Origin of the sequence: Patulibacter medicamentivorans (genome assembly GCF_000240225.1) — a bacterium.
Taxonomy (GTDB): Bacteria; Actinomycetota; Thermoleophilia; order Solirubrobacterales; family Solirubrobacteraceae; genus Patulibacter; species Patulibacter medicamentivorans.
The window spans coordinates 1-18,231 of record NZ_AGUD01000199.1 but is presented as its reverse complement, the minus strand read 5'-3'; the positions used below and the strand labels follow the sequence as shown (position 1 = coordinate 18,231).

The window sequence follows — 18,231 nt, the reverse complement described above, 5'->3', positions numbered from 1 at the left end:
AGGGCGCGCCCTGGGTCCGCCGGAGCGGGGCCGGCGGCACGCCGGACGAGGCGGCGCTGCTGCGGGTCGGCGAGCTGCTGCTGCGCCACCCGCGCGCGGTCGTCGTCGCCGGCCGTCACGAGCACGATCCGCAGCTGGGACCGGCGCTTGCGGCCCTCTGCGAGCTGCTGGCGCTGCCGCTGCTGGCCGACCCGCTGTCCGGCGCCCGCCGCGGCCGGGCGGCGATCGCCCGCTACGACGCCGTGCTGCGGCTGGCCGACGGCGTCGTCCCGCAGCCAGACCTGGTCGTCCGCTTCGGCGACCTGCCGACGAGCAAGCCGCTGCGACGCTGGCTGGCCGAGCTGCCGGTCGACGTCCCGCAGGTCCACGTCCGCGACGACGCCAGCTGGCAGGACCCCGACGGGGCGCTCAGCGACGTCGTGGTCGCGGCCCCGCGGATGCTGCTCGAGGCGCTCGCCCCGCGGCTGGCCCACGGCGGCCCCGACCCCGACTGGCTGGCGTCGTGGCAGGCGCTCGACGTCGCCGCCGTCGCCGCCCAGGATCGGCTGCTGGACGCCGGCAGCGAGGCGACCGAGCCGTGGCTGGCCCGCGAGCTGACGGCGCTGCTGCCGCCGAGCTCGACGCTGCTGGTGGCGGCGTCGATGCCGATCCGCGACGTCGAGGCGTTCATGGCCCCGCGCGAGCAGGTGCGGATCCTCGCCAACCGCGGCGCCAACGGGATCGACGGCACGATCGCGACCGCCTGGGGCCTGAGCCTGGCCCGCGATCCCGGTGACGGGCCGGTGGTCGTGCTGCTCGGCGACGTCGCGCTCCAGCACGACGTCGGCTCGCTGCTCGCGGCGGGCCGGGCCGGCGTCGACCTGACCGTGGTCGTGGTCGACAACGACGGCGGCGGGATCTTCCACTTCCTGCCGATCGCCGAGGGCCGGGCGCCCGAGATCGAGCGCCACGTGATGACCCCGACCGGGCTCGACGTCGCCGCGATCGTGGCCGCGGCCGGCGGCACGCTGCACGCGGTCGGCGACCGCGCCGACCTGCTGCCGGCGGTCCGCGCCGCCGTCACCGAGCCGGGCCTCTCGGTCCTCCACCTGCGGACCGACCGGACCGCCAACCGCGAGCTGCACCGGCAGCTGGAGCAGGCGGTCCGCGACGCGCTCGCCGGCTAGCCCGAGCGCGGCTCCAGCAGCGGCAGCGACGCCAGCTCGATCTCGCGGCTGACGGCGGCGATCTCGTCCGGGAGCGCCGCCAGCTGGACGCCCTTCGAGAACCCCATCGGCCCGTCGAGCGGCCGGAAGACGTCGTCGAAGTGGCTCGGGACGACGATCCGCGGCCGCAGCCGGCCGAGGATCCGCGGCCAGTAGTCGCGGGTCACGCTGCGCCCGGCGATCCCGGCCAGGAAGAGGCAGCGGCCGGCGCTGCAGCTCCTCGCGAGTCTGGTGATCGTCGCGGTCGCGGTCGCCGGACGCGGCGAGCCCGCGGACCGCGCCGGCGAGCTGGCGGGCGATCGACGGCATCGTCGCGAGTCTCGTCGCGCCCGCCCCGGCGCCCGCGGGCGCGACGTCAGGCCTGCGGGCGCTGCGCGACCCGCTCGACCCAGGCCGCCAGCCGCGGGTGGCTGGCGGCGTCGAACCCGCCGTGCTGGTGGAGCACCCGGTGGAAGGGGTCGGCGTCGCCGGCCGGCGGCCCCTCGAGGCCGTAGCGCAGGAACGGGTAGGCGGTCACGTCGCAGATCCCGAAGCTCGCGCCGCAGAGGTGGTCCTGGCCGTCGAGCCGCTCCTCGAACCGCCGCAGCCAGCCCCGCAGCCGCTCGCCGTCGTCGACGACCGCGCGGCGCTCGGCGTCCGTCAGCCGCCCCTCGTCGAACGCGACCGGGCCCAGCAGCGCCGCGATCCGGTTCGGCGGCCCCTTCCAGACCTCGTTGAAGCGGTGGCAGAAGACGTCCGCGAGCGCCGCCTCGCCCGGATCGGCCGGCCACAGCGAGGGCTCGGGCCAGCGCTCCTCGATCCAGGCCAGGATCCGCGGCGAGTCGACGATCACCCGGCCGCCGTCCGGATCGACCGCGACCGGCACCAGGTCCTGGCCGCTGGCCTCGCGGACCTCGCGGCGGTCGTCCGGATCGACGTCGACCCATTCGACCGCCAGCCCCTTGTGCCCGGCCGCCAACGCGACCCGCTCGACGTTCGTGGAGAACGGGATCCGGTAGACGCGAAGGTCGGCCATGGCCAGGATCGTACGGGGCGCGAGCCGGCTCGCCCCGGGTCCCGCGCCGCCTAGGTGGTCGAGACCGCCGCCGCCCCGACCCGCTCGGCGACGGGCGCCGTTCCGACCGTCCGCCGCCGCCCGGCGCCGAGGCCGGACAGCAGCAGCGGCACCAGCAGCACGAGCAGCACCAGCAGGGGGACCGTCCAGCCGCCGGAGGCGTCGTGCAGCGCCCCCAGCGCGAACGGCCCGGTCGCGGCGAGCAGGTAGCCGACGGTCTGGGCCATCCCCGACAGCGCGGCGGCGTGCTCGGGGTCCGGCGAGCGCAGCACGATCATCGTCAGCGCCAGGCTGATCCCGGCGCCCTGGGCGAAGCCGATCAGCGCCATCCAGAGCGGCCCGGCAGCGGTCGGCGCCGCCAGCAGGCCGACCGTGCCGAGAGCGTAGAGGGCGATCGTCGTGACCACGAGCCGGCGCTGGTCGAGCGCCCGGCCGGCGAGGATCGGCATCACCAGCGAGCTGAGGGTGCCGACGATCGTGGCCAGCGCGAGCATCAGCCCCGCCCGCGACTCGGAGAACCCGTGGTCGGCGAAGATCGTCGGCAGCCAGGCGGCCGCGGCATAGAACTGCAGCGACTGGAGGCCCATGAAGAGGGTCACCTGCCAGGCGACCGGGTCGCGCCAGAGCGAGATCGCCGCCCTCGAGCGGGCCGCGCGAACGTCGGCGGCCGCGGCCCTGCGGCCGCCGCCCTGACGACGTCGCAGCAGCAGCCAGCCGCCGGCGGCCAGCACCGCCGGCACCGCCAGTAGCGCCCACAGCGCCAGCGTCGTCCGCCAGCCGCTGCCGATCCCGTCCTGGAGCGGCACGGTGATCGCGGCCGCCAGGGCGCCGCCGGCGCTGAGCGCCATCGCGTAGACGCCCATCGCCATCCCAGTCGCGTGGCCGAGGTCGCGCTTGATCATGCTCGGCAGCAGGACGTTGGCGACGGCGATCGCGCCGCCGATCAGGACCGTGCCGGCGAACAGCACCGCCAGGCTCGAGGACAGCCGCACGAGGATCCCGGCCAGCAGCAGCAGCATCGCGGCGACGACGACCGCCTCGGGCCCCAGCCGCCGCGAGAGCCGCGGCGCGAGCGGCGCCAGCGCGCCGAAGCAGAGCACCGGCAGCGTCGTCAGCAGGCCGGCGGTGGCGCCCGACATCCCGGTCTGCTCGCGGATGCCGTCCAGCAGCGGCGAGACCGCCACGATCGCCGGACGCAGGTTGACGGTGATCAGGACGATGCCGACCAGCAGCAGCGTGGTGCGCGCGCGGGTCATGCCGGATCCGCGGCGGCGCCGCTCTCGTACTGCTCGCGCGCCGCGCGCAGCAGCCGCTCGACCGCGCGCTCGGCCGCGCCGGGCGAGCGGCGCCTGATCGCCGACACCAGGTCGCTGTGGGCCCGGGACAGGAGGCCGTCCTCGACGCCCGCCCGCTCGACCGCGCCGATCGTGGCGATCATCGTCTCCGTCAGGTGGTCGTAGAGTTCGACCAGCAGCGCGTTGTGGGTGGCGGCGACGACCGCCTGGTGCAGGCGCACGTCGGCGGTCACGAAGGCCGTCAGGTCGCCGCCGCGACGGGCGACGGACCGCTCCTCGAGGGCTCGGTCGATCGCCGCCATGTCGTCGTCGTCGCGGCGCAGCGCGGCCAGCCGCGCGGCGTCGCGCTCGAGGCTGCCACGGACCTCGAACGCCTCGAGCACGCTGGTGCGGGCCACGCAGCGCTGGAGGGCGGCGTTGAGGTCGCTGGTCGCCCGGACGTAGGTGCCGTCGCCCTGGCGCGCTTCCAGCAGGCCCGCGTGGACGAGCGCGCGGACCGCCTCGCGGACGGTGTTGCGGCCGACGCCGAGCTCGCGCACGAGCTCCGGCTCGGGCGGGATCCGCCAGCCGACCGGCCATTCGCCGGAGCCGATCAGCCCCTCGAGCTGCTCGATCACCTGCGCGGTGAGACTGGGACGGGGGGCGGACTGCAGCGGCACGGCGGGCTCCGGGAATCGGCCGGACGAAACGATGGGATCATCCTAACATCCCATGTTTGAATCGCCGACCGCAGACGCGTCCGGGCTGATAGACGTCTTCCATGCCCCGCCCGATCCCGCGAGACGAAGCCTGGGCCCTGCTCCAGGAGTGGGTCTCCTCCCCCTCGCTCCGCCGCCACTGCCTGACGGTCGAGGCCGCGATGGCCGCCTACGCCGAGCGCACGCCCGATGCCGACGTCGAGCTGTGGCGCGTCACCGGACTGCTCCACGACGCCGACTACGAGCGCCATCCCGACCCGGCGACCGGCCACCCGCGGATGATCATGGCCGAGCTCGAGCGCCGCGGCGCGCCGCCCGAGATGGTCCGGGCGATCGCCTCTCACGCGGACTACCTGGACGTGTCGCGCGACAGCCCGATGGAGCGGACGCTCTTCGCCGTCGACGAGCTGTGCGGCTTCGTCGTCGCCTGCGCGATGGTCCGGCCGCAGGGCATTCACGGCCTGACCCCGAAGTCGGTCCGCAAGAAGCTCAAGACGCCGTCGTTCGCCGCCGCCGTCGACCGCGAGGCGGTCATGAGCGGCGCCGAGCTGCTCGGTCGCGACTTCGCGGAGCACGTCGCCTTCGTGATCGCCGCCCTCGAGCCGCTCGCCACCGCCCTCGACCTGGACGGCACCGGAGGTTCTGTCGAATGACGGAGCCCGTTCTGCACTGTTTCGGCATAACTATCGGTTGATTCGCGCCACTTCTATCTGAACTTCGACAAAAAGCCTTGACGTGGGGCGCTCGGCGGGGCAGGATCGCGTTCGTGGGAGGAGATCGCACACCGCGCGCCGGCCGCGGCTCGCCTCAGCGCGTGATCGATGCGCTGCGGCAGTCGCCCGAGATCACCCGAGCCGACGTCGCCGACCGCACGGGGCTCTCGCGGGCCACCGTCTCGGCGCTCGTCCGCGACCTGGAGCGGGACGGCCTGGTCGAGGTCGTGGCCGGCACGGCCAACGGCACCCGCACCGGCCGCCGTCCCGAGGTCCTGCGGCTGACCCGCCGCGCGGGCGCCGTGCTCGGGGTCGACTTCGGGCACGAGCACGTCCGCGTCGCCGTCGGCGACCTGGCCGGCCGCACGCTCAGCACCCACCAGGAGCCGGTCGACGTCGACCACGGGATGGACGCCGCGCTGGCCGCCGCGCGCCGGCTCGCCGACCGCGCGATCGCCGAGAGCGGCATCCGCCCGACCGACGTGATCGCCTGCGGGGCCGGCGTCCCCGGCCCCGTCGACCGCCTCAGCGGCCGGATCGGGTCGACGATGATGCTCCCCGGCTGGAGCGGGACGACCCTGGCGGTCGCGCTCGAGGCCCAGCTCGGCGTCCCGGTGGTCGTCGACAACGACGCCAACCTCGGAGCGCTCGGCGAGCAGACCGCCGGCGCCGCCGTCGGGATCGACGACGTGATCTACGTCAAGGTCTCCTCCGGCGTCGGCGCCGGGCTGATCAGCGGCGGCAACGTCCTCCACGGCGGCACCGGGATCGCCGGCGAGATCGGCCACGTCGCGGTCGTGCCCAACGGCGTGCCCTGCCGCTGCGGCGGCCGCGGCTGCCTGGAGACCGTCGCCTCGGCCCCGGCCGTCCGCCGCCAGCTGCACGCGACCGCCGGCGACGAGATCCCGGCCGACGACCTGGTCGCCGCCCTGGCGACCGGCGACCCGCGCGTCGCGCGGCTGCTGGCCGACGCCGGCCGGGCGCTCGGCCGCGTGCTCGCGAGCGCCTGCCACCTGCTCGACCCGTCGGCGATCGTCCTCGGCGGCGATCCCGCGTTCGCGACCGACCCGGTGCTCGCCGGCGTCCGCGAGGAGCTCGACCGCCACCGGCTCCCCGGGTCCGGCTCCGGCGTCCAGCTCGTCCCGGCGCGGCTCGGCGACCTCGGCCAGGTCGTCGGCGCCCTGCGCCTGGCGGCGGCCCTCCCGGACCGCCGCATCCCGATCGTTCCCCACGACCAACAACCAGTACCTCCAGGGGGAGGAGCAACGTGATCACATCCACCAACGTGCGCACCGCGCTGTTGCTCGGTGCGCTGCTGCCCGCGGCGGGCCTCGGTCTCGCCGCCTGCGGCAGCGACGACTCGGGCGGCTCCAGCGGCTCCAGCAACTCCACGAGCAGCTCCAGCGGCGGGGGCGGCGGCAAGAAGATCGCCCTGCTGCTGCCGGAGTCCAAGACCGCCCGCTACGAGGCGCTCGACCGGCCGCTGTTCACCGCGGCGCTCAAGGCCGAGTGCCCCGACTGCCAGCTGATCTACTCCAACGCCGACCAGGACACCACCAAGCAGCAGAGCCAGGCCGAGTCGGCGATCACCAACGGCGCCAACGTCCTGGTCCTCGACCCGGTCGACGCCGAGGCCGCAGGGGCGATCGTCACCCGCGCCAAGCAGTCGAAGATCCCGGTCGTCTCCTACGACCGGCTGATCAGCAAGGCCGACGTCGACTACTACATCTCGTTCGACAACGAGGAGGTCGGCAAGCTCCAGGGGCAGTCGCTGCTGAAGGGCCTCGGCAGCCCGAGCGGCAAGTCGATCGTGATGATCAACGGCGCGCCGACGGACTCCAACGCCGCGCTCTTCAAGAAGGGCGCCCACTCGGTGCTCGACTCCTCCGGCGTCAAGATCGCCAAGGAGTACGACACGCCCGACTGGTCGCCGGACAAGGCCCAGTCGGAGATGGAGCAGGCGATCACGGCGATCGGGAAGGACAAGATCGACGGGGTCTACGCGGCCAACGACGGCACCGGCGGCGGCGCCATCGCGGCGATGAAGGGCGCCGGCATCGACCCGACCAAGGTCCCGGTGACCGGTCAGGACGCCGAGCTGGCCGGGATCCAGCGGATCCTGATCGGCGAGCAGTACATGACGGTCTACAAGGCCGTCAAGCCGGAGGCCGAGGCGGCCGCGAAGCTCGCCTTCGCGCTGGCGACCGGCAAGCCGGCCCCGGCCGGCCTGATCACCGGCAAGGTCAACAACGGCAGCAAGGACGTCGACTCCGTGCTGCTGAAGCCGGTGGCGGTCACGAAGGACAACGTCAAGGACACCGTCGTCGCCGACGGCGTCTACAAGACGAGCGCGATCTGCGCTGGCAAGTACGCAGCGGCGTGCAAGGCAGCGGGGATCGGCTGAGCCATGGCCACCGAGACGCAGGCCGGCGCCCCCGTGGCGCCGGCCGGCGCCGGGCCGCTGCTGCGCCTGCGTGGCGTGGCCAAGCGATTCGGCGCCGTCCAGGCGCTCTCCGACGTCGACCTCGACGTCCGGGCCGGCGAGGTCGTCGCCCTGGTCGGCGACAACGGCGCCGGCAAGTCGACGCTGATCAAGACGATCTCCGGGGCCGGCCCGGCCGACCAGGGCACCTTCGAGTTCGACGGCGGCACGGTCCGGATCAACTCGCCCGCCGACTCCGCGCGGCTCGGGATCGCCGTCGTCTACCAGGACCTGGCGCTCTGCGACAACCTCGACGTCGTCGCCAACCTCCACCTCGGCCGCGAGCCGCGGCGGGGACCGGTGCTCGACGAGATCGCGATGGAGCGCGAGGCGCGCTCGCTGCTGGACTCGCTGGCGGTGCGGACCCTGAAGTCCGTGCGGGCCGAGGTCGGGCAGCTCTCCGGCGGCCAGCGGCAGACGGTCGCGATCGCCCGCGCGATGCTGGGCGAGCCGAAGCTGGTGATCCTCGACGAGCCGACCGCCGCGCTCGGCGTGGCCCAGACCGAGCAGGTGCTGGCGCTCGTCGCCCGCCTGCGCGAGCGCGGGATGGGCGTGATCCTGATCTCCCACAACCTCGCGGACGTCTTCCAGGTCGCCGACCGGATCGAGGTCCTGCGACTCGGCCGCAACGGCGGGCGCTTCGCCGCCACCGGCGACCAGCGTCAGAACGTCGTCGCCGCCATCACCGGCGCCGACAGCGACATCGCGCCGGCCACCCCGGCCGCCGACACCGGAGGGACGACGTGAGCACCACCAGCCCCACCCCCGCTCCCGAGGTCGATCCGACCGCGTCCGCCGTGGCCCTCGACCGCGACGGCGACGACGCCAGCGGCGTGCAGGCCCTGCTCCGGACCGCCGCCAACGCCGCATCGCTGCGCGCGATCGTGGTCCTGGCGATCATCTGGGTGATCTTCACGGTCGCCAACGACCGCTTCCTGACCGCCGGCAACCTCACCAACCTGACCCTCCAGGTCGCCGCCACGGGCACGATCTCGGTCGGCGTCGTGCTGGTCCTGCTGCTGGGCGAGATCGACCTCTCGGTCGGCGCCGTCAGCGGCCTCGCCGGCGCGATCATGGGCGTCCTCTCCGTCCAGCACGGCTGGAACGGCTGGCTGGCGATCGCCGTCGCGCTCGCCGCCGGCGCCGGGATCGGCCTGCTGCAGGGCTCGATCGTGACCTGGCTGGGGATCCCGTCGTTCGTGATCACCCTCGCCGGCCTGCTGACCTGGCAGGGCTTCCAGCTCAAGACGCTCGGCGACGCCGGGTCGCTGAACGTCACCGACCCGGTGATCACCAACCTGGCCAACACCTTCCTGGCCGAGTGGCTGGCCTGGACGGTGGCCCTGGTCGCGATCGGCTTGATGGCCGCCGGCGCGCTGGTCGCGCGCCAGCGACGATCGGCGGCCGGCCTCGAGCTGGAGCCGATGTTGCTGACCGGGGTCCGGCTCGGCGCGATCGCGATCGCGATCGTCGTGGCCGTCTACGTGGTCAACCAGGACCGCGGCGTGCCGGTCTCGGTGATCATCCTGATCGGCCTGGTCGTGATCTTCGACGCCCTGATCACGCGCACCCGCTACGGCCGCCACGTGCTGGCCGCGGGCGGCAACGAGGAGGCGACCCGGCGGGCCGGCATCGCAACCCGGCGGGTGAAGACGGTCGTCTTCGTGCTGGCCTCGACGATGGCCGCCGCCGGTGGCGTGCTGGCCGCCTCGCGCGCGCTGGCCGTGAACCAGTCCTCCGGCTCCGGCGACGTGCTGCTGCTGGCGATCGCCGGCCCGGTGATCGCGGGCGTCAGCCTCTTCGGCGGTCGCGGATCGGTCTGGGCCGCGCTGCTCGGCGCGCTGGTGATCGGCTCGATCTCCAACGGCATGGACCTGCTCGGCCTCGAGTCGTCGGTCAAGTTCATCATCACCGGCGGCGTCCTCGCCGCGGCGGTCGTGCTCGACGCGCTGGCCCGCAAGCAGCGGATGTCCCAGGGCAGATCCTAGGGCGCTGCTGGCCGCGTGAGGCGCCTCACGCGGCCAGCAGCGGCAGCAGCGCCTGCAGCTTCGCCTCGGTCTCCGCCAGCTCGGCGGCCGGATCGGAGTCGGAGACGACGCCGACGCCGGCGAAGCAGCGGGCCAGCTCGGGCTCCAGCAGCGCCGAGCGCAGGGCGACGCAGAGCTCGCCGTCGCCGGCGCTGTCGGTCCAACCGACGGGTCCGGCGTACCAGCCGCGGTCCATCCCCTCGATCGCCGGGATCAGCGGCAGCGCGACCGCCTCCGGGAAGCCGCCGACGGCCGGCGTCGGGTGCAGCCGGCCGGCCAGCTCGACGACCGGGATCGGGCTCGCCAGCTGGGCGCGGATCGGCGTCGCCAGGTGCTGGACGCTGGCCGCCTGCACGATCTGCGGCTGTTCGGCGGCCGTCGTCCAGAGCGCCAGGGCGTCGAGCCGCGCGAGGATCCGGCGGACGACGATCGCGTGCTCCCCGCGGTCCTTGGCCGACCGCATCAGGTGCTCGCCGAGGTGGGCCTCGACCGCCGGGTCGCTGCTGCGGCGGGTCGTGCCGGCCAGCGCCAGCGTCGCCAGCCGGTGGCCCTCGCGCCGGACCAGCAGCTCGGGCGTCGCCGCGACGAAGGTCCGATCGCCGCGGCCGACGGCCAGCACGCAGCAGCCGGCGTATGCCTCGCGCATCACGCCGAGGATCGCGGCCGGGTCGGGCGTCGGCCGACCGGTCACCTGGACCTCGCGGGCGAGCACGATCTTCTCCATCTCCCCCGCCCGGATCCGCTGGACGCCGCGGGCGACCGCCTCCTCGTAGTGGGCCGGCGGCAGCGCCGAGACCACCCGGCCACGCTGGACGGGGTCGGGATCCAGCAGCGGCGGACGAGCGGGCGCCAGCGCGGCCACGCGCTCCAGCGCCGCGTCGACGATCGCCGTCAGGTCGCCGTCGGCGGCCGCGACCCTGACCGCGACCGTCGCCCGGATCCGCCCGCCGCAGCCCGCGATCCCCAGCAGCGGCACGTGCAGCGACGCCGCCGCGAAGCCATCCCAGGCGGGGGTCGTGGCGCCCTCGTCGGTGAAGGCGAAGCCGCCGACGGCCAGCAGGCCCTCGCCGTCGAGCCCGGTCCCGAGGTCGCCGACCGCGTCGGCGGCCAGCGCCTCCCAGCGACGGGCGACCGTCGTGAACCGCTGGGGGCCGGCGGCCTCGATCGCCTGCACGACGCCGAGCGTCGCGACCACGCGGCGGTCGCGATCGCGCTGCTCGAAGACGGTCCACGGCTCGCCCGCCCGGCGGCCGACCGCGACCACCGCCGAGGGATCGATCGCCGGGTCGACGTCGATCGTGATCGACGCCAGGACCGCGTCGCGCCGCGACCGGCGTGCTCGCTTGCGCGCCTCGGCGGCGTGGCGGAGCAGGCGGTCGCGATCGTCGTCGGCGATCGGGACCGCGGGAGCCTGCGCGCTGCTGACACCGGCGACGGGAGCCATCGGGGACAGCATCGCACGGCGCGACCGCACCTGGCGCGAGGTCGGTCACGGATGCGCTCCGGCGGCGTTCGGGTCATCCGAACGTCGCCAGAGCGATCGCGGGGCGGCGCGTCGGCCGGCCCGCGGACGCCGCTGCGCCGCTCAGGTCTCCTCGCGCCCGCGGGCGATCGCGACCTCGCCGGTGCGGATCATCTCGACCAGGCCGTAGGGCCGGACGAGCCGCTCGAAGGCCTCGATCTTGGACCGCTCGCCGGTGATCTCGACGATGATCGAGCGGCGGCCGACGTCGACGACCTTGCCGCGGAAGACCTCGGCCAGCTCGCGGATCTCGGAGCGGGTCTGGCCGTCGCAGCTGACCTTGAACAGGGCCAGCTCGCGGGCGACGGTCTCGCTCGGCTCGAGGTCCTTGATCTTCAGGACGTTGACCAGCTTGTGCAGCTGCTTCGTGACCTGGTCGATCGGGTGGACGGCGCCGTCGAGGGTCAGCGTGATCCGCGAGATCCGCTCGTCGTCGGTCGGGCCGACGGAGAGCGTGTCGATGTTGAACCCGCGGCGGGTGAAGAGGCCGGAGATCCGGGTCAGCACGCCGGGCTTGTTCTCGACCAGGATCGAGAGCACGTGCTTGCGGCCCGTGTGGATGTTGCCGGCGGCCTCGAGCTCGTCGAGGCTGAGGATCTCGTTCGTGTCCACCATCGGTCAGCCCACCATGTTCCGCGCGGGCTCGCCCGGCGCGATCATCGGGTACACCTTCTCGTCGCGCGTGACCCGCACGTCGATGAACGCCGGGCCCTCGGCCTCGAAGGCGGCCCGCAGGTCGTCCTCCAGGCTGGCGGCCTCGGTCAGCCGCACGCCGCGGATCCCGTAGGCGTCGGCCAGCTTGACGAAGTCGGGCGAGGCCTCCTCGCCGCCGAACGTGTTCATGTCGACGTGGCTGTAGCGCTCCTGCCAGAAGAGCTCCTGCCACTGGCGGACCATGCCGAGGTAGCCGTTGTTCAGGACCACGACCTTGATCGGCAGGTTCTCCTGCTTGATCGTGGCCAGCTCCTGGATGTTCATCTGGATCGAGCCGTCGCCGGTGACGACGACGGTCGTGCGCTCGGGGTCGCCCATCTGGGCGCCGATCGCGGCCGGCAGGCCGAAGCCCATCGTCCCCAGGCCGCCCGAGTTGACCCACCGACGGGGCTCGGGGAAGTGGTAGTACTGCGCCGCCCACATCTGGTGCTGGCCGACGTCGGAGCAGACGATCGCGTCGCCGCCGGTGACCCGGTAGATCGCCTCGATGACGCTCTGGGGCTTGATCTCGTGGCCGTCGCCGGGCTCGTAGGTCAGCGGGTGGCGCTCCTGCCAGGTGTGGATCCGCTGCCACCACGGGTCCAGCCGCCCGGCGTCCGTCTCGAGCGCCCGGTACTCGTCGACGAGCTTGCCGAGGATCTGCTTGGCGTCGCCGACGATCGGGATGTGCGCCGGGATGTTCTTGGAGATCTCGGCCGGATCGACGTCGATGTGGATGAACTTCGCGCGCGGGGCGAACTCGGAGAGCTTGCCGGTGATGCGATCGTCGAAGCGGGCGCCGACGGCGCAGATCAGATCGGCCTCGTCCATCGCGTAGTTGGCCGCGCGGGTGCCGTGCATCCCGAGCATCCCGACCCACTGCTCGTCGGGCGCCGGGTAGGCCCCCAGGCCCATCAGCGTGCAGGTGATCGGGAACTTCCCGGTCCGGACGAGGTCGCGCAGCTCGTCGGCGGCCCCGGCCGCGACGACGCCGCCGCCGGCGTAGATGATCGGGCGACGGGCGGCCGCCAGCGCGCGGGCGGCCTGCTTGATCTGCTTGGCGTTGCCGGTCGTGCGCGGCTGATAGCCCGGCAGGTGCACGTCGGTCACCCGCTCGTAGGCGATGTCGGCCTTCGACAGGTCCATCGGCAGGTCGATCAGGACCGGGCCGGGGCGCCCCGTGCGGGCGATGTGGAACGCCTCGTGGATGATCCGCGGCAGCTCGCGCGGGTCGGTGATCATGAAGCTGTGCTTGACCGCCGGCATCGTGATGCCGATCGTGTCGGCCTCCTGGAAGCCGTCGGTGCCGAGCAGGTCGGTGCGGACCTGGCCGGTGAAGAAGACCACCGGGACCGAGTCCATCATCGCGTCGACGATCGGCGTCACGAGGTTGGTCGCGCCGGGGCCGGACGTGCCGAAGCTGACGCCGACCTTGCCGGTGACCTTCGCGTAGCCCTCGGCGGCGTGGCCGCCGCCGGCCTCGTGGCGGACCAGGACGTGGTGGATGCCGGCATCCACGAAGGCGTCGTAGGTCGGGAGGTTCGCGCCGCCCGGGTACCCGAATACGACGTCGACGCCCTCCGCCTTCAGGCACTCCATCAACGCATCGACTGCGCGCATCTGCCCAACCTCCCTTCCGACCGTTTCCAGCGCTTGCGTGCCAACAGGAAGAGGCCGACGTACGGACGGCCTCGGGAACGCCAGGATAGCAGCGGGAATCGGCGCTCCCGCGGCTGCCCGCGGACGGCCGCCGGGTGCCCGGCGGCGGTCGATCAGCCCGCCGCGCTCGGCGGTCCCGCCGTCGGCGACTCCTCGACCGGCCGCACGCCCGGCGGCAGGTAGGCGACCTCGGGGAACGGCAGGTCGGTCCCGCAGCGCATGCACATCGTGTCGGTGATCGGGAGCATCCGCCCGCAGCCGTCGCAGCGACGGCGCAACTCGTCCTCGCGCCCCGGGTAGACGATCGAGGCGATGAAGCCGAACAGCGGCACGCCGGCCGAGATCATGAACCAGAGCAGGAACGAGCTGCCCTTGGCCCGGCCCTGCAGCCCGCCGGCGATGCCGAACAGGGTGCAGATCGCCAGGAAGAAGACGAAGGAGACGCCCACGCGCTCCAGGGTAGCGGGCGACGGACGGACGGCTCGCCGCTCGTCCGCCCACCGCCCGGGCACGACCGTCGGGGCCTCGGTCCACCCCGGCGACGAGGGGCCCGCGTTCGCGGACCGGTCTAGAACCCCCGCCGCTGCTGCTGCCGGTGCAGCCGCGGATCGTGCTCGATCTCCTCGCGGTGCCGTCGCTCCAGCATCGCGTGGAGCACCCACAGGACCGCCAGGACGACCACCGCGACCGACACGCCGAGCGCGTCGCCGAACGAGATCGCTCCCAATCCGGCGAAGAACGCGAAGACCGCGATCACGCCGAGGGCGAACACCCAGAACGCGGCCCGGAGCACCTCGACGGTGTCCCGTGCCCGGTGGTGCTGCCGCGAATCGTGGATCGTGGCCACGTGGTCCTCCTCGGTCGCTGCGGAGCCTGGGGCGGCGGACCGTCGGTCGGACGTGGAGCCCGCTCCCACGGCCCGCCAACCTCGTTGCATATGATACGAGCCTCGCGCGCGCGAGGCAAGCGCTCGGGTTCGGGGTCCAGGGTCCGGGCGGCCACCCGTCGCGACGCGTCGCCGCTCGCTGCGGCACCATGGAGGGTCACGGCGCGCGGGAGGTCCGGCGCCGGTCGACGAGGGAAACGACCACGTTCCGCTGGATCAACCTGAGCGCCGACGCCGCCACCCGCCTGGGTGAGCCGGTGCTGGCCGCGACCCCGGTGTCGCCCGTTCCCCGGCGCGCCCCGGGGTTCGGGTCATGGGGCCACGAGCCGCTGACCGGCGCCGAGGTCCGGTACCTGGTGGTGACCGCGACCCGGGTCGTCGTCTACTCGCTCGACCGCGGGCGCCGCGGCGAGCCGTACTACCGGCTGCTGCGGGTCGAGATCGAGCGTCCGCGGACCGCCGTCGCCGGCGTCGCGCTCGGGCGGCCGCTGCTCGCGCGGGCGTTCGAGGTCCACCTGACCGATGGCTCCCGGTGGCCGCTCGAGGTCTCCCCCGGGCGCTCGCGCCAGTGGGGGCCGGTGGTCGACCTGCTCGGCCGCGTCACCTCCGACGCCGGCCAGCCGAGCGTCGCGGACGCAGCGCTGTCCCAGGACTCGACGGCGTAGCGCCACGGACGCCGGGCTGCGTGGGACGGTCGACGACGTGACGCGGGCCCGCGTCGGCGCGATCGCGGTCGCCGGGTCGCTCGCGCTCGGCGGCGGATCCGCCGCGGCGGCGCCGGCACCGCTGCCGGCGGCGCCGACGGTCACGATCGCGACCACCGGCGCCTGGTGCTGGTTCGCCGACCCGCGGGCGATCGCCTACCGCGGGCGGGCCGTCTTCGGCTGGGTCGCCGGCGACGGATCGATCATGGTCGGCGACGACCTCGGCCGCCGGTTCGCGCTCGATCCGCGGCTGCAGCGCGACGACCACGACAACCCCGCCTTCTACGTGCGCCGCGACGGACGGCTGATGGCGTTCTGGTCGGCCCACAACGGCAGCGAGTTGCGCTACCGGACGGCGACCGACGGGATCGACGCCTGGGGACCGATCGCGACGGCGCCCGCCAACCCGGCCGGGGGCGCCAGCCACTACACCTACCCCAACCCGATCCGCGTCGGGAGCACCCTGTTCCTGTTCTGGTCCGGTGCCGCCACGACCGCGACCTTCGCCACCTCGCCCGACGACGGCGCCAGCTGGAGCCGGGCGCGGACGCTGTTCGACCCGGCCGGCCCGCGCGTCCGCTACGTCAAGTACCGCCAGGCCGGCGGCGAGATCCACCTGGCGTGGACGCTGGGGCATCCGCGCGAGGGCGCCAGCGGCGTCTACCACGCGATCATCCGCGGCCAGGGGATCTACCGCCAGGACGGGACCGCGATCGGCCGGCTGGGCGTCCCGATCAGCCCGACCGCCGGCGATCTCGTCTACGCCCCGGCGACGGCGGGCGGGGCCTGGGTCCACGATCTCGTGGTTCAGGACGGGCGGCCGACGATCGTCTACGCGACCTTCCCGACGGCGGCCGACCACCGCTACCGCGTCGCCCGCTGGGACGGTCGCTGGATCGAGGAGCAGCTCGCGGTCGCCGGGCCGTCGTTCGAGGAGTCGGGGGCCGAGCCCAGCTACTCGGGCGGGATCGCGCTCGACCCCGCCGACCCGGGCGTCGCCTACCTCTCGCGGCGGGTCGGCGCGCAGTTCGAGCTGGAGCGGGCCGCCCGCACGCTCGACGGCTGGTCGTTGGCGCCGCTGACGCACGACTCGCCCGAGCCGAACGTGCGGCCGTTCCCGGTCGCCGGCGGGCTGGCCTGGATGCGCGGCCGCTACCCCGGCTACACGAGCTTCCGGACCGCCCTGGCCTGGCGCCCGGGCGCGACGACCGCGCCGGCCGCGGCGACCGGGGTCCGGATCGCGTCGGGCTCGGTCGCGCGCGACCGCCGGCTGCGGATCGTCGCCCGCCAGCGGACGGGGATCCTGCGGATCCGGGTCGTGCGACCGACGACCGACGGCCGGATCGCGATCGTCGGCGAGGCGCGGGCACGCCTCCGCCGGGGCACGGCGACCGTCGTGCTGCCGCGGCTCCCCGCCGGCCGCTACCGGGTGTCGGCCTGGCAGGCGGACGAGCGGCTGACCTGGCGACACGTGCGGATCCCGGCATCGCCGTCGGAGGCGACGCGGCGGGCCGGCGCCACCCGGGTCGTGGGACCGAGCGGGCCACCCAGGCCCTAGGCTGCGCCCGGTCATGACGGCCACGTCCCGCTCGTCGGCGCCCGCGCCGGCCCCGACCGTCCCGCCGCTGCGGCGGGCGATCGACCGCGTCGTCGGCGAGCGCGATCCCGGCCTGCTGCTGACCGTCGCGGCGGCGGTCCTGCTCGGCCTCGCCTACGCCGTCTGGGCGACCCAGCGCCAGCGCTGGTACCTGACCGACGGCTACGACCTGGGGATCTTCGACCAGGCCGCGCGGCACCTGGCGCACCTGCAGTGGCCGGCCTCGTCGATCCGCGAGGTCGACAACCTGTGGGGCGACCACTTCCACCCGATCATCGTCGTCTGGGGGCTGGCGCGGGCGATCTGGCCGTCGCCGAACGCCCTGCTCGCCACGCAGGCGCTGGTGGTCGTCGCGGCGATGGTCCCGCTGTACCTGTTCGCCCGCGAGCGCGCGGGTCGCTGGCCCGCGGTCCTGCTGGCGTTGACCTACGGCAGCTCCTGGGGCGTCCAGCGGGCGATCGACTTCGACGTCCACGAGCTGGCCTTCGCGCCGCTGTTCCTGGCCTGCGCCGTGCTGGCGGCCGACCGCCGGCGGTGGCGCTGGTACTGGGTCAGCGTGCTCCTGCTGCTGGCCGTCAAGGAGGACGTGTCGCTGCTGGTGGTCGCGGTCGGCCTGTGGCTGGGGCTGGCCGGCGAGCGCCGCCAGGGCCTGCTGACGATGGCCCTCGGCGCCGCCTGGTACCTGGCGGCGACCCGCTGGTGGATCCCCCACTTCGCCGACGGACAGCCGTTCTCGTACTGGAGCTACCACCAGTTCGGCGACGGGCTCTTCTCCGCGCTCGGCCACATCGCGACCCACCCGTGGAAGCTCGTGACCGTCGCGCTCGAGCCGGATCCGAAGCCCGAGACGCTGCTGCTGCTGTTCGCGCCGTTCCTGCTGATCACGCCCTGGCTGACCCGCCTGGCCGTGATCCCGCTGCCGCTGCTGGCCGAGCGCTTCCTCTCGGACCAGCCGGTCTACTGGGGCAACGCCTTCCACTACTCGCTGCTGCCGATGGCGGCGCTGGCGATCGCGTCCGCCGGCGGGATCGGCACGATCCGCGGCTGGATCGCCCGGCGGGCGCCGGCAGCGGACGCCGCTCGGGCTCCGGACGCCGCTCGCGGCCCGCGACGGCGCCGGCCCGGCCTGGCCGCGGTCCCGGTCGCGATCGCCGCCGCCGGCCTGCTGATCGGCACCGCCAGCTGGTTCAAGGTCTACGGCTCGCACGGCTCCTTCGGCGAGTCGCCGCTGGCCTCGATGGCCCGGCTGCAACCGCCGGCGCGGGTCGTCGACCGCGAGCTGCTGGACCGGGTCGTCGCCGCCGTCCCGGGCAGCGGCTCGATCGCGGCGCCGCAGATGCTGCAGTCGCACCTGACCGGCCGCGACCAGGACGTCTACCTGCTGGAGTCGCGGCTCGTGGCCGAGCCGGTCCACGCGGCGAGCGCCGACAACGTCGTCCTCGACCTGCCCGGCAGCGACATCGTCAACCTCGATCCCGGGCAGATGGGCCGGGTGATGGCGGCCGTCGAGCAGCGGCTGGCCAGCGGCGACCTGATCCCCGTGCGGGCGTTCGCCCAGGGATGGGTCATCCTCCGCTCGCCGCGCGCGCCGGGCGGCGCCCGGCGGGCCGCCGACCTGCCGCCGCTGACCGGGGCGCCGGCCGACGCCGCCCGTCGCGCGCTGCGGCGCTGGAGCGCCGAGACCGGTCGCTGGCTC

At 74.4% G+C, this 18,231-nt stretch carries 18 protein-coding genes; 9 read left to right on the top strand and 9 right to left on the bottom strand.

The features are described from left to right. Positions 1-1,166, top strand: a 1,166-nt coding sequence (locus PAI11_RS12250; RefSeq protein ID WP_040600044.1) for a thiamine pyrophosphate-dependent enzyme, incomplete at its 5' end; no start/stop codon positions are given. Here PAI11_RS12250 and PAI11_RS12245 read toward each other — a convergent pair. The 4 genes from PAI11_RS12245 to PAI11_RS12230 all read right to left on the bottom strand — a co-directional run bounded on the left by PAI11_RS12245 (position 1,163) and on the right by PAI11_RS12230 (position 4,213). Next, entirely contained in the window at positions 1,163-1,372 is a 210-nt protein-coding gene (locus tag PAI11_RS12245; RefSeq protein WP_007575047.1) for a hypothetical protein, read from the bottom strand. The two genes, PAI11_RS12250 and PAI11_RS12245, sit on opposite strands and share 4 nt — an antisense overlap. Positions 1,373-1,560: 188 nt before the next feature. Then, positions 1,561-2,220, bottom strand: coding sequence for a glutathione S-transferase family protein (locus tag PAI11_RS24335; RefSeq protein ID WP_007575045.1), 660 nt, complete (start codon positions 2,218-2,220; stop codon positions 1,561-1,563). A gap of 50 nt (positions 2,221-2,270) precedes the next feature. Continuing rightward, complete coding sequence (locus PAI11_RS12235; protein ID WP_007575044.1) at positions 2,271-3,515, bottom strand: CynX/NimT family MFS transporter; 1,245 nt, start codon at positions 3,513-3,515, stop codon at positions 2,271-2,273. Beyond that, positions 3,512-4,213 carry a FadR/GntR family transcriptional regulator gene (locus tag PAI11_RS12230; RefSeq protein ID WP_040600042.1) on the bottom strand — a complete coding sequence of 234 codons (702 nt, stop codon included), beginning with the start codon at positions 4,211-4,213 and terminating at the stop codon, positions 3,512-3,514. The genes PAI11_RS12235 and PAI11_RS12230 overlap by 4 nt, the downstream gene beginning before the upstream one ends. 101 nt (positions 4,214-4,314) lie before the next feature. Between PAI11_RS12230 and PAI11_RS12225 the strand changes: the two genes are divergently transcribed. The 5 genes from PAI11_RS12225 to PAI11_RS12205 all read left to right on the top strand — a co-directional run bounded on the left by PAI11_RS12225 (position 4,315) and on the right by PAI11_RS12205 (position 9,435). Continuing rightward, a complete protein-coding gene (locus PAI11_RS12225) occupies positions 4,315-4,905 on the top strand; it encodes an HDIG domain-containing metalloprotein (RefSeq protein WP_007575040.1) in 591 nt (196 codons plus the stop codon). 161 nt (positions 4,906-5,066) lie between these two features. Further along, positions 5,067-6,236 carry an ROK family transcriptional regulator gene (locus PAI11_RS12220; protein WP_007575038.1) on the top strand — a complete coding sequence of 390 codons (1,170 nt, stop codon included), beginning with the start codon at positions 5,067-5,069 and terminating at the stop codon, positions 6,234-6,236. Further along, positions 6,233-7,369, top strand: coding sequence for an ABC transporter substrate-binding protein (locus tag PAI11_RS12215; protein ID WP_007575036.1), 1,137 nt, complete (start codon positions 6,233-6,235; stop codon positions 7,367-7,369). Before PAI11_RS12220 ends, PAI11_RS12215 begins: the two co-directional genes overlap by 4 nt. Positions 7,370-7,372: 3 nt before the next feature. Beyond that, positions 7,373-8,194, top strand: a complete 822-nt coding sequence (locus tag PAI11_RS12210) for an ATP-binding cassette domain-containing protein (protein WP_007575034.1) — start codon at positions 7,373-7,375, stop codon at positions 8,192-8,194. Beyond that, on the top strand, positions 8,191-9,435 hold the full coding sequence (locus PAI11_RS12205) for a sugar ABC transporter permease (protein WP_007575032.1): 1,245 nt from the start codon (positions 8,191-8,193) through the stop codon (positions 9,433-9,435). Before PAI11_RS12210 ends, PAI11_RS12205 begins: the two co-directional genes overlap by 4 nt. Before the next feature lie 25 nt (positions 9,436-9,460). On the opposite strand, the gene PAI11_RS12200 is transcribed toward PAI11_RS12205, so the two are convergent. From PAI11_RS12200 to PAI11_RS12180, 5 genes are all read right to left on the bottom strand, one after another. Continuing rightward, on the bottom strand, positions 9,461-10,918 hold the full coding sequence (locus PAI11_RS12200) for an isochorismate synthase (RefSeq protein WP_007575030.1): 1,458 nt from the start codon (positions 10,916-10,918) through the stop codon (positions 9,461-9,463). Positions 10,919-11,059: 141 nt separating this feature from the next. Further along, positions 11,060-11,611, bottom strand: coding sequence for an acetolactate synthase small subunit (gene ilvN / locus PAI11_RS12195; protein ID WP_007575028.1), 552 nt, complete (start codon positions 11,609-11,611; stop codon positions 11,060-11,062). 3 nt (positions 11,612-11,614) lie between these two features. Beyond that, entirely contained in the window at positions 11,615-13,309 is a 1,695-nt protein-coding gene (gene ilvB, locus PAI11_RS12190) for a biosynthetic-type acetolactate synthase large subunit (protein ID WP_007575026.1), read from the bottom strand. Between the two features lie 152 nt (positions 13,310-13,461). Next, the gene (locus PAI11_RS12185) at positions 13,462-13,797 is read right to left on the bottom strand and encodes a hypothetical protein (RefSeq protein ID WP_007575024.1); all 336 of its coding nucleotides are present in this window, start codon (positions 13,795-13,797) and stop codon (positions 13,462-13,464) included. Positions 13,798-13,916: 119 nt separating this feature from the next. Then, positions 13,917-14,195: a hypothetical protein gene (locus PAI11_RS12180; RefSeq protein WP_007575021.1), complete on the bottom strand. Its 279-nt coding sequence runs from the start codon at positions 14,193-14,195 to the stop codon at positions 13,917-13,919. A gap of 188 nt (positions 14,196-14,383) precedes the next feature. Here PAI11_RS12180 and PAI11_RS28145 point away from each other — a divergent pair, with 188 nt between their 5' ends. The 3 genes from PAI11_RS28145 to PAI11_RS24330 form a co-directional block, all read left to right on the top strand. Next, a complete protein-coding gene (locus tag PAI11_RS28145; RefSeq protein WP_040600041.1) occupies positions 14,384-14,899 on the top strand; it encodes a hypothetical protein in 516 nt (171 codons plus the stop codon). 37 nt (positions 14,900-14,936) lie between these two features. After that, positions 14,937-16,496 carry a BNR-4 repeat-containing protein gene (locus PAI11_RS12170; RefSeq protein WP_007575017.1) on the top strand — a complete coding sequence of 520 codons (1,560 nt, stop codon included), beginning with the start codon at positions 14,937-14,939 and terminating at the stop codon, positions 16,494-16,496. Positions 16,497-16,509: 13 nt separating this feature from the next. After that, positions 16,510-18,231 (top strand): DUF2079 domain-containing protein (locus PAI11_RS24330; RefSeq protein ID WP_050897223.1); only part of this gene is annotated, 1,722 nt, incomplete at its 3' end.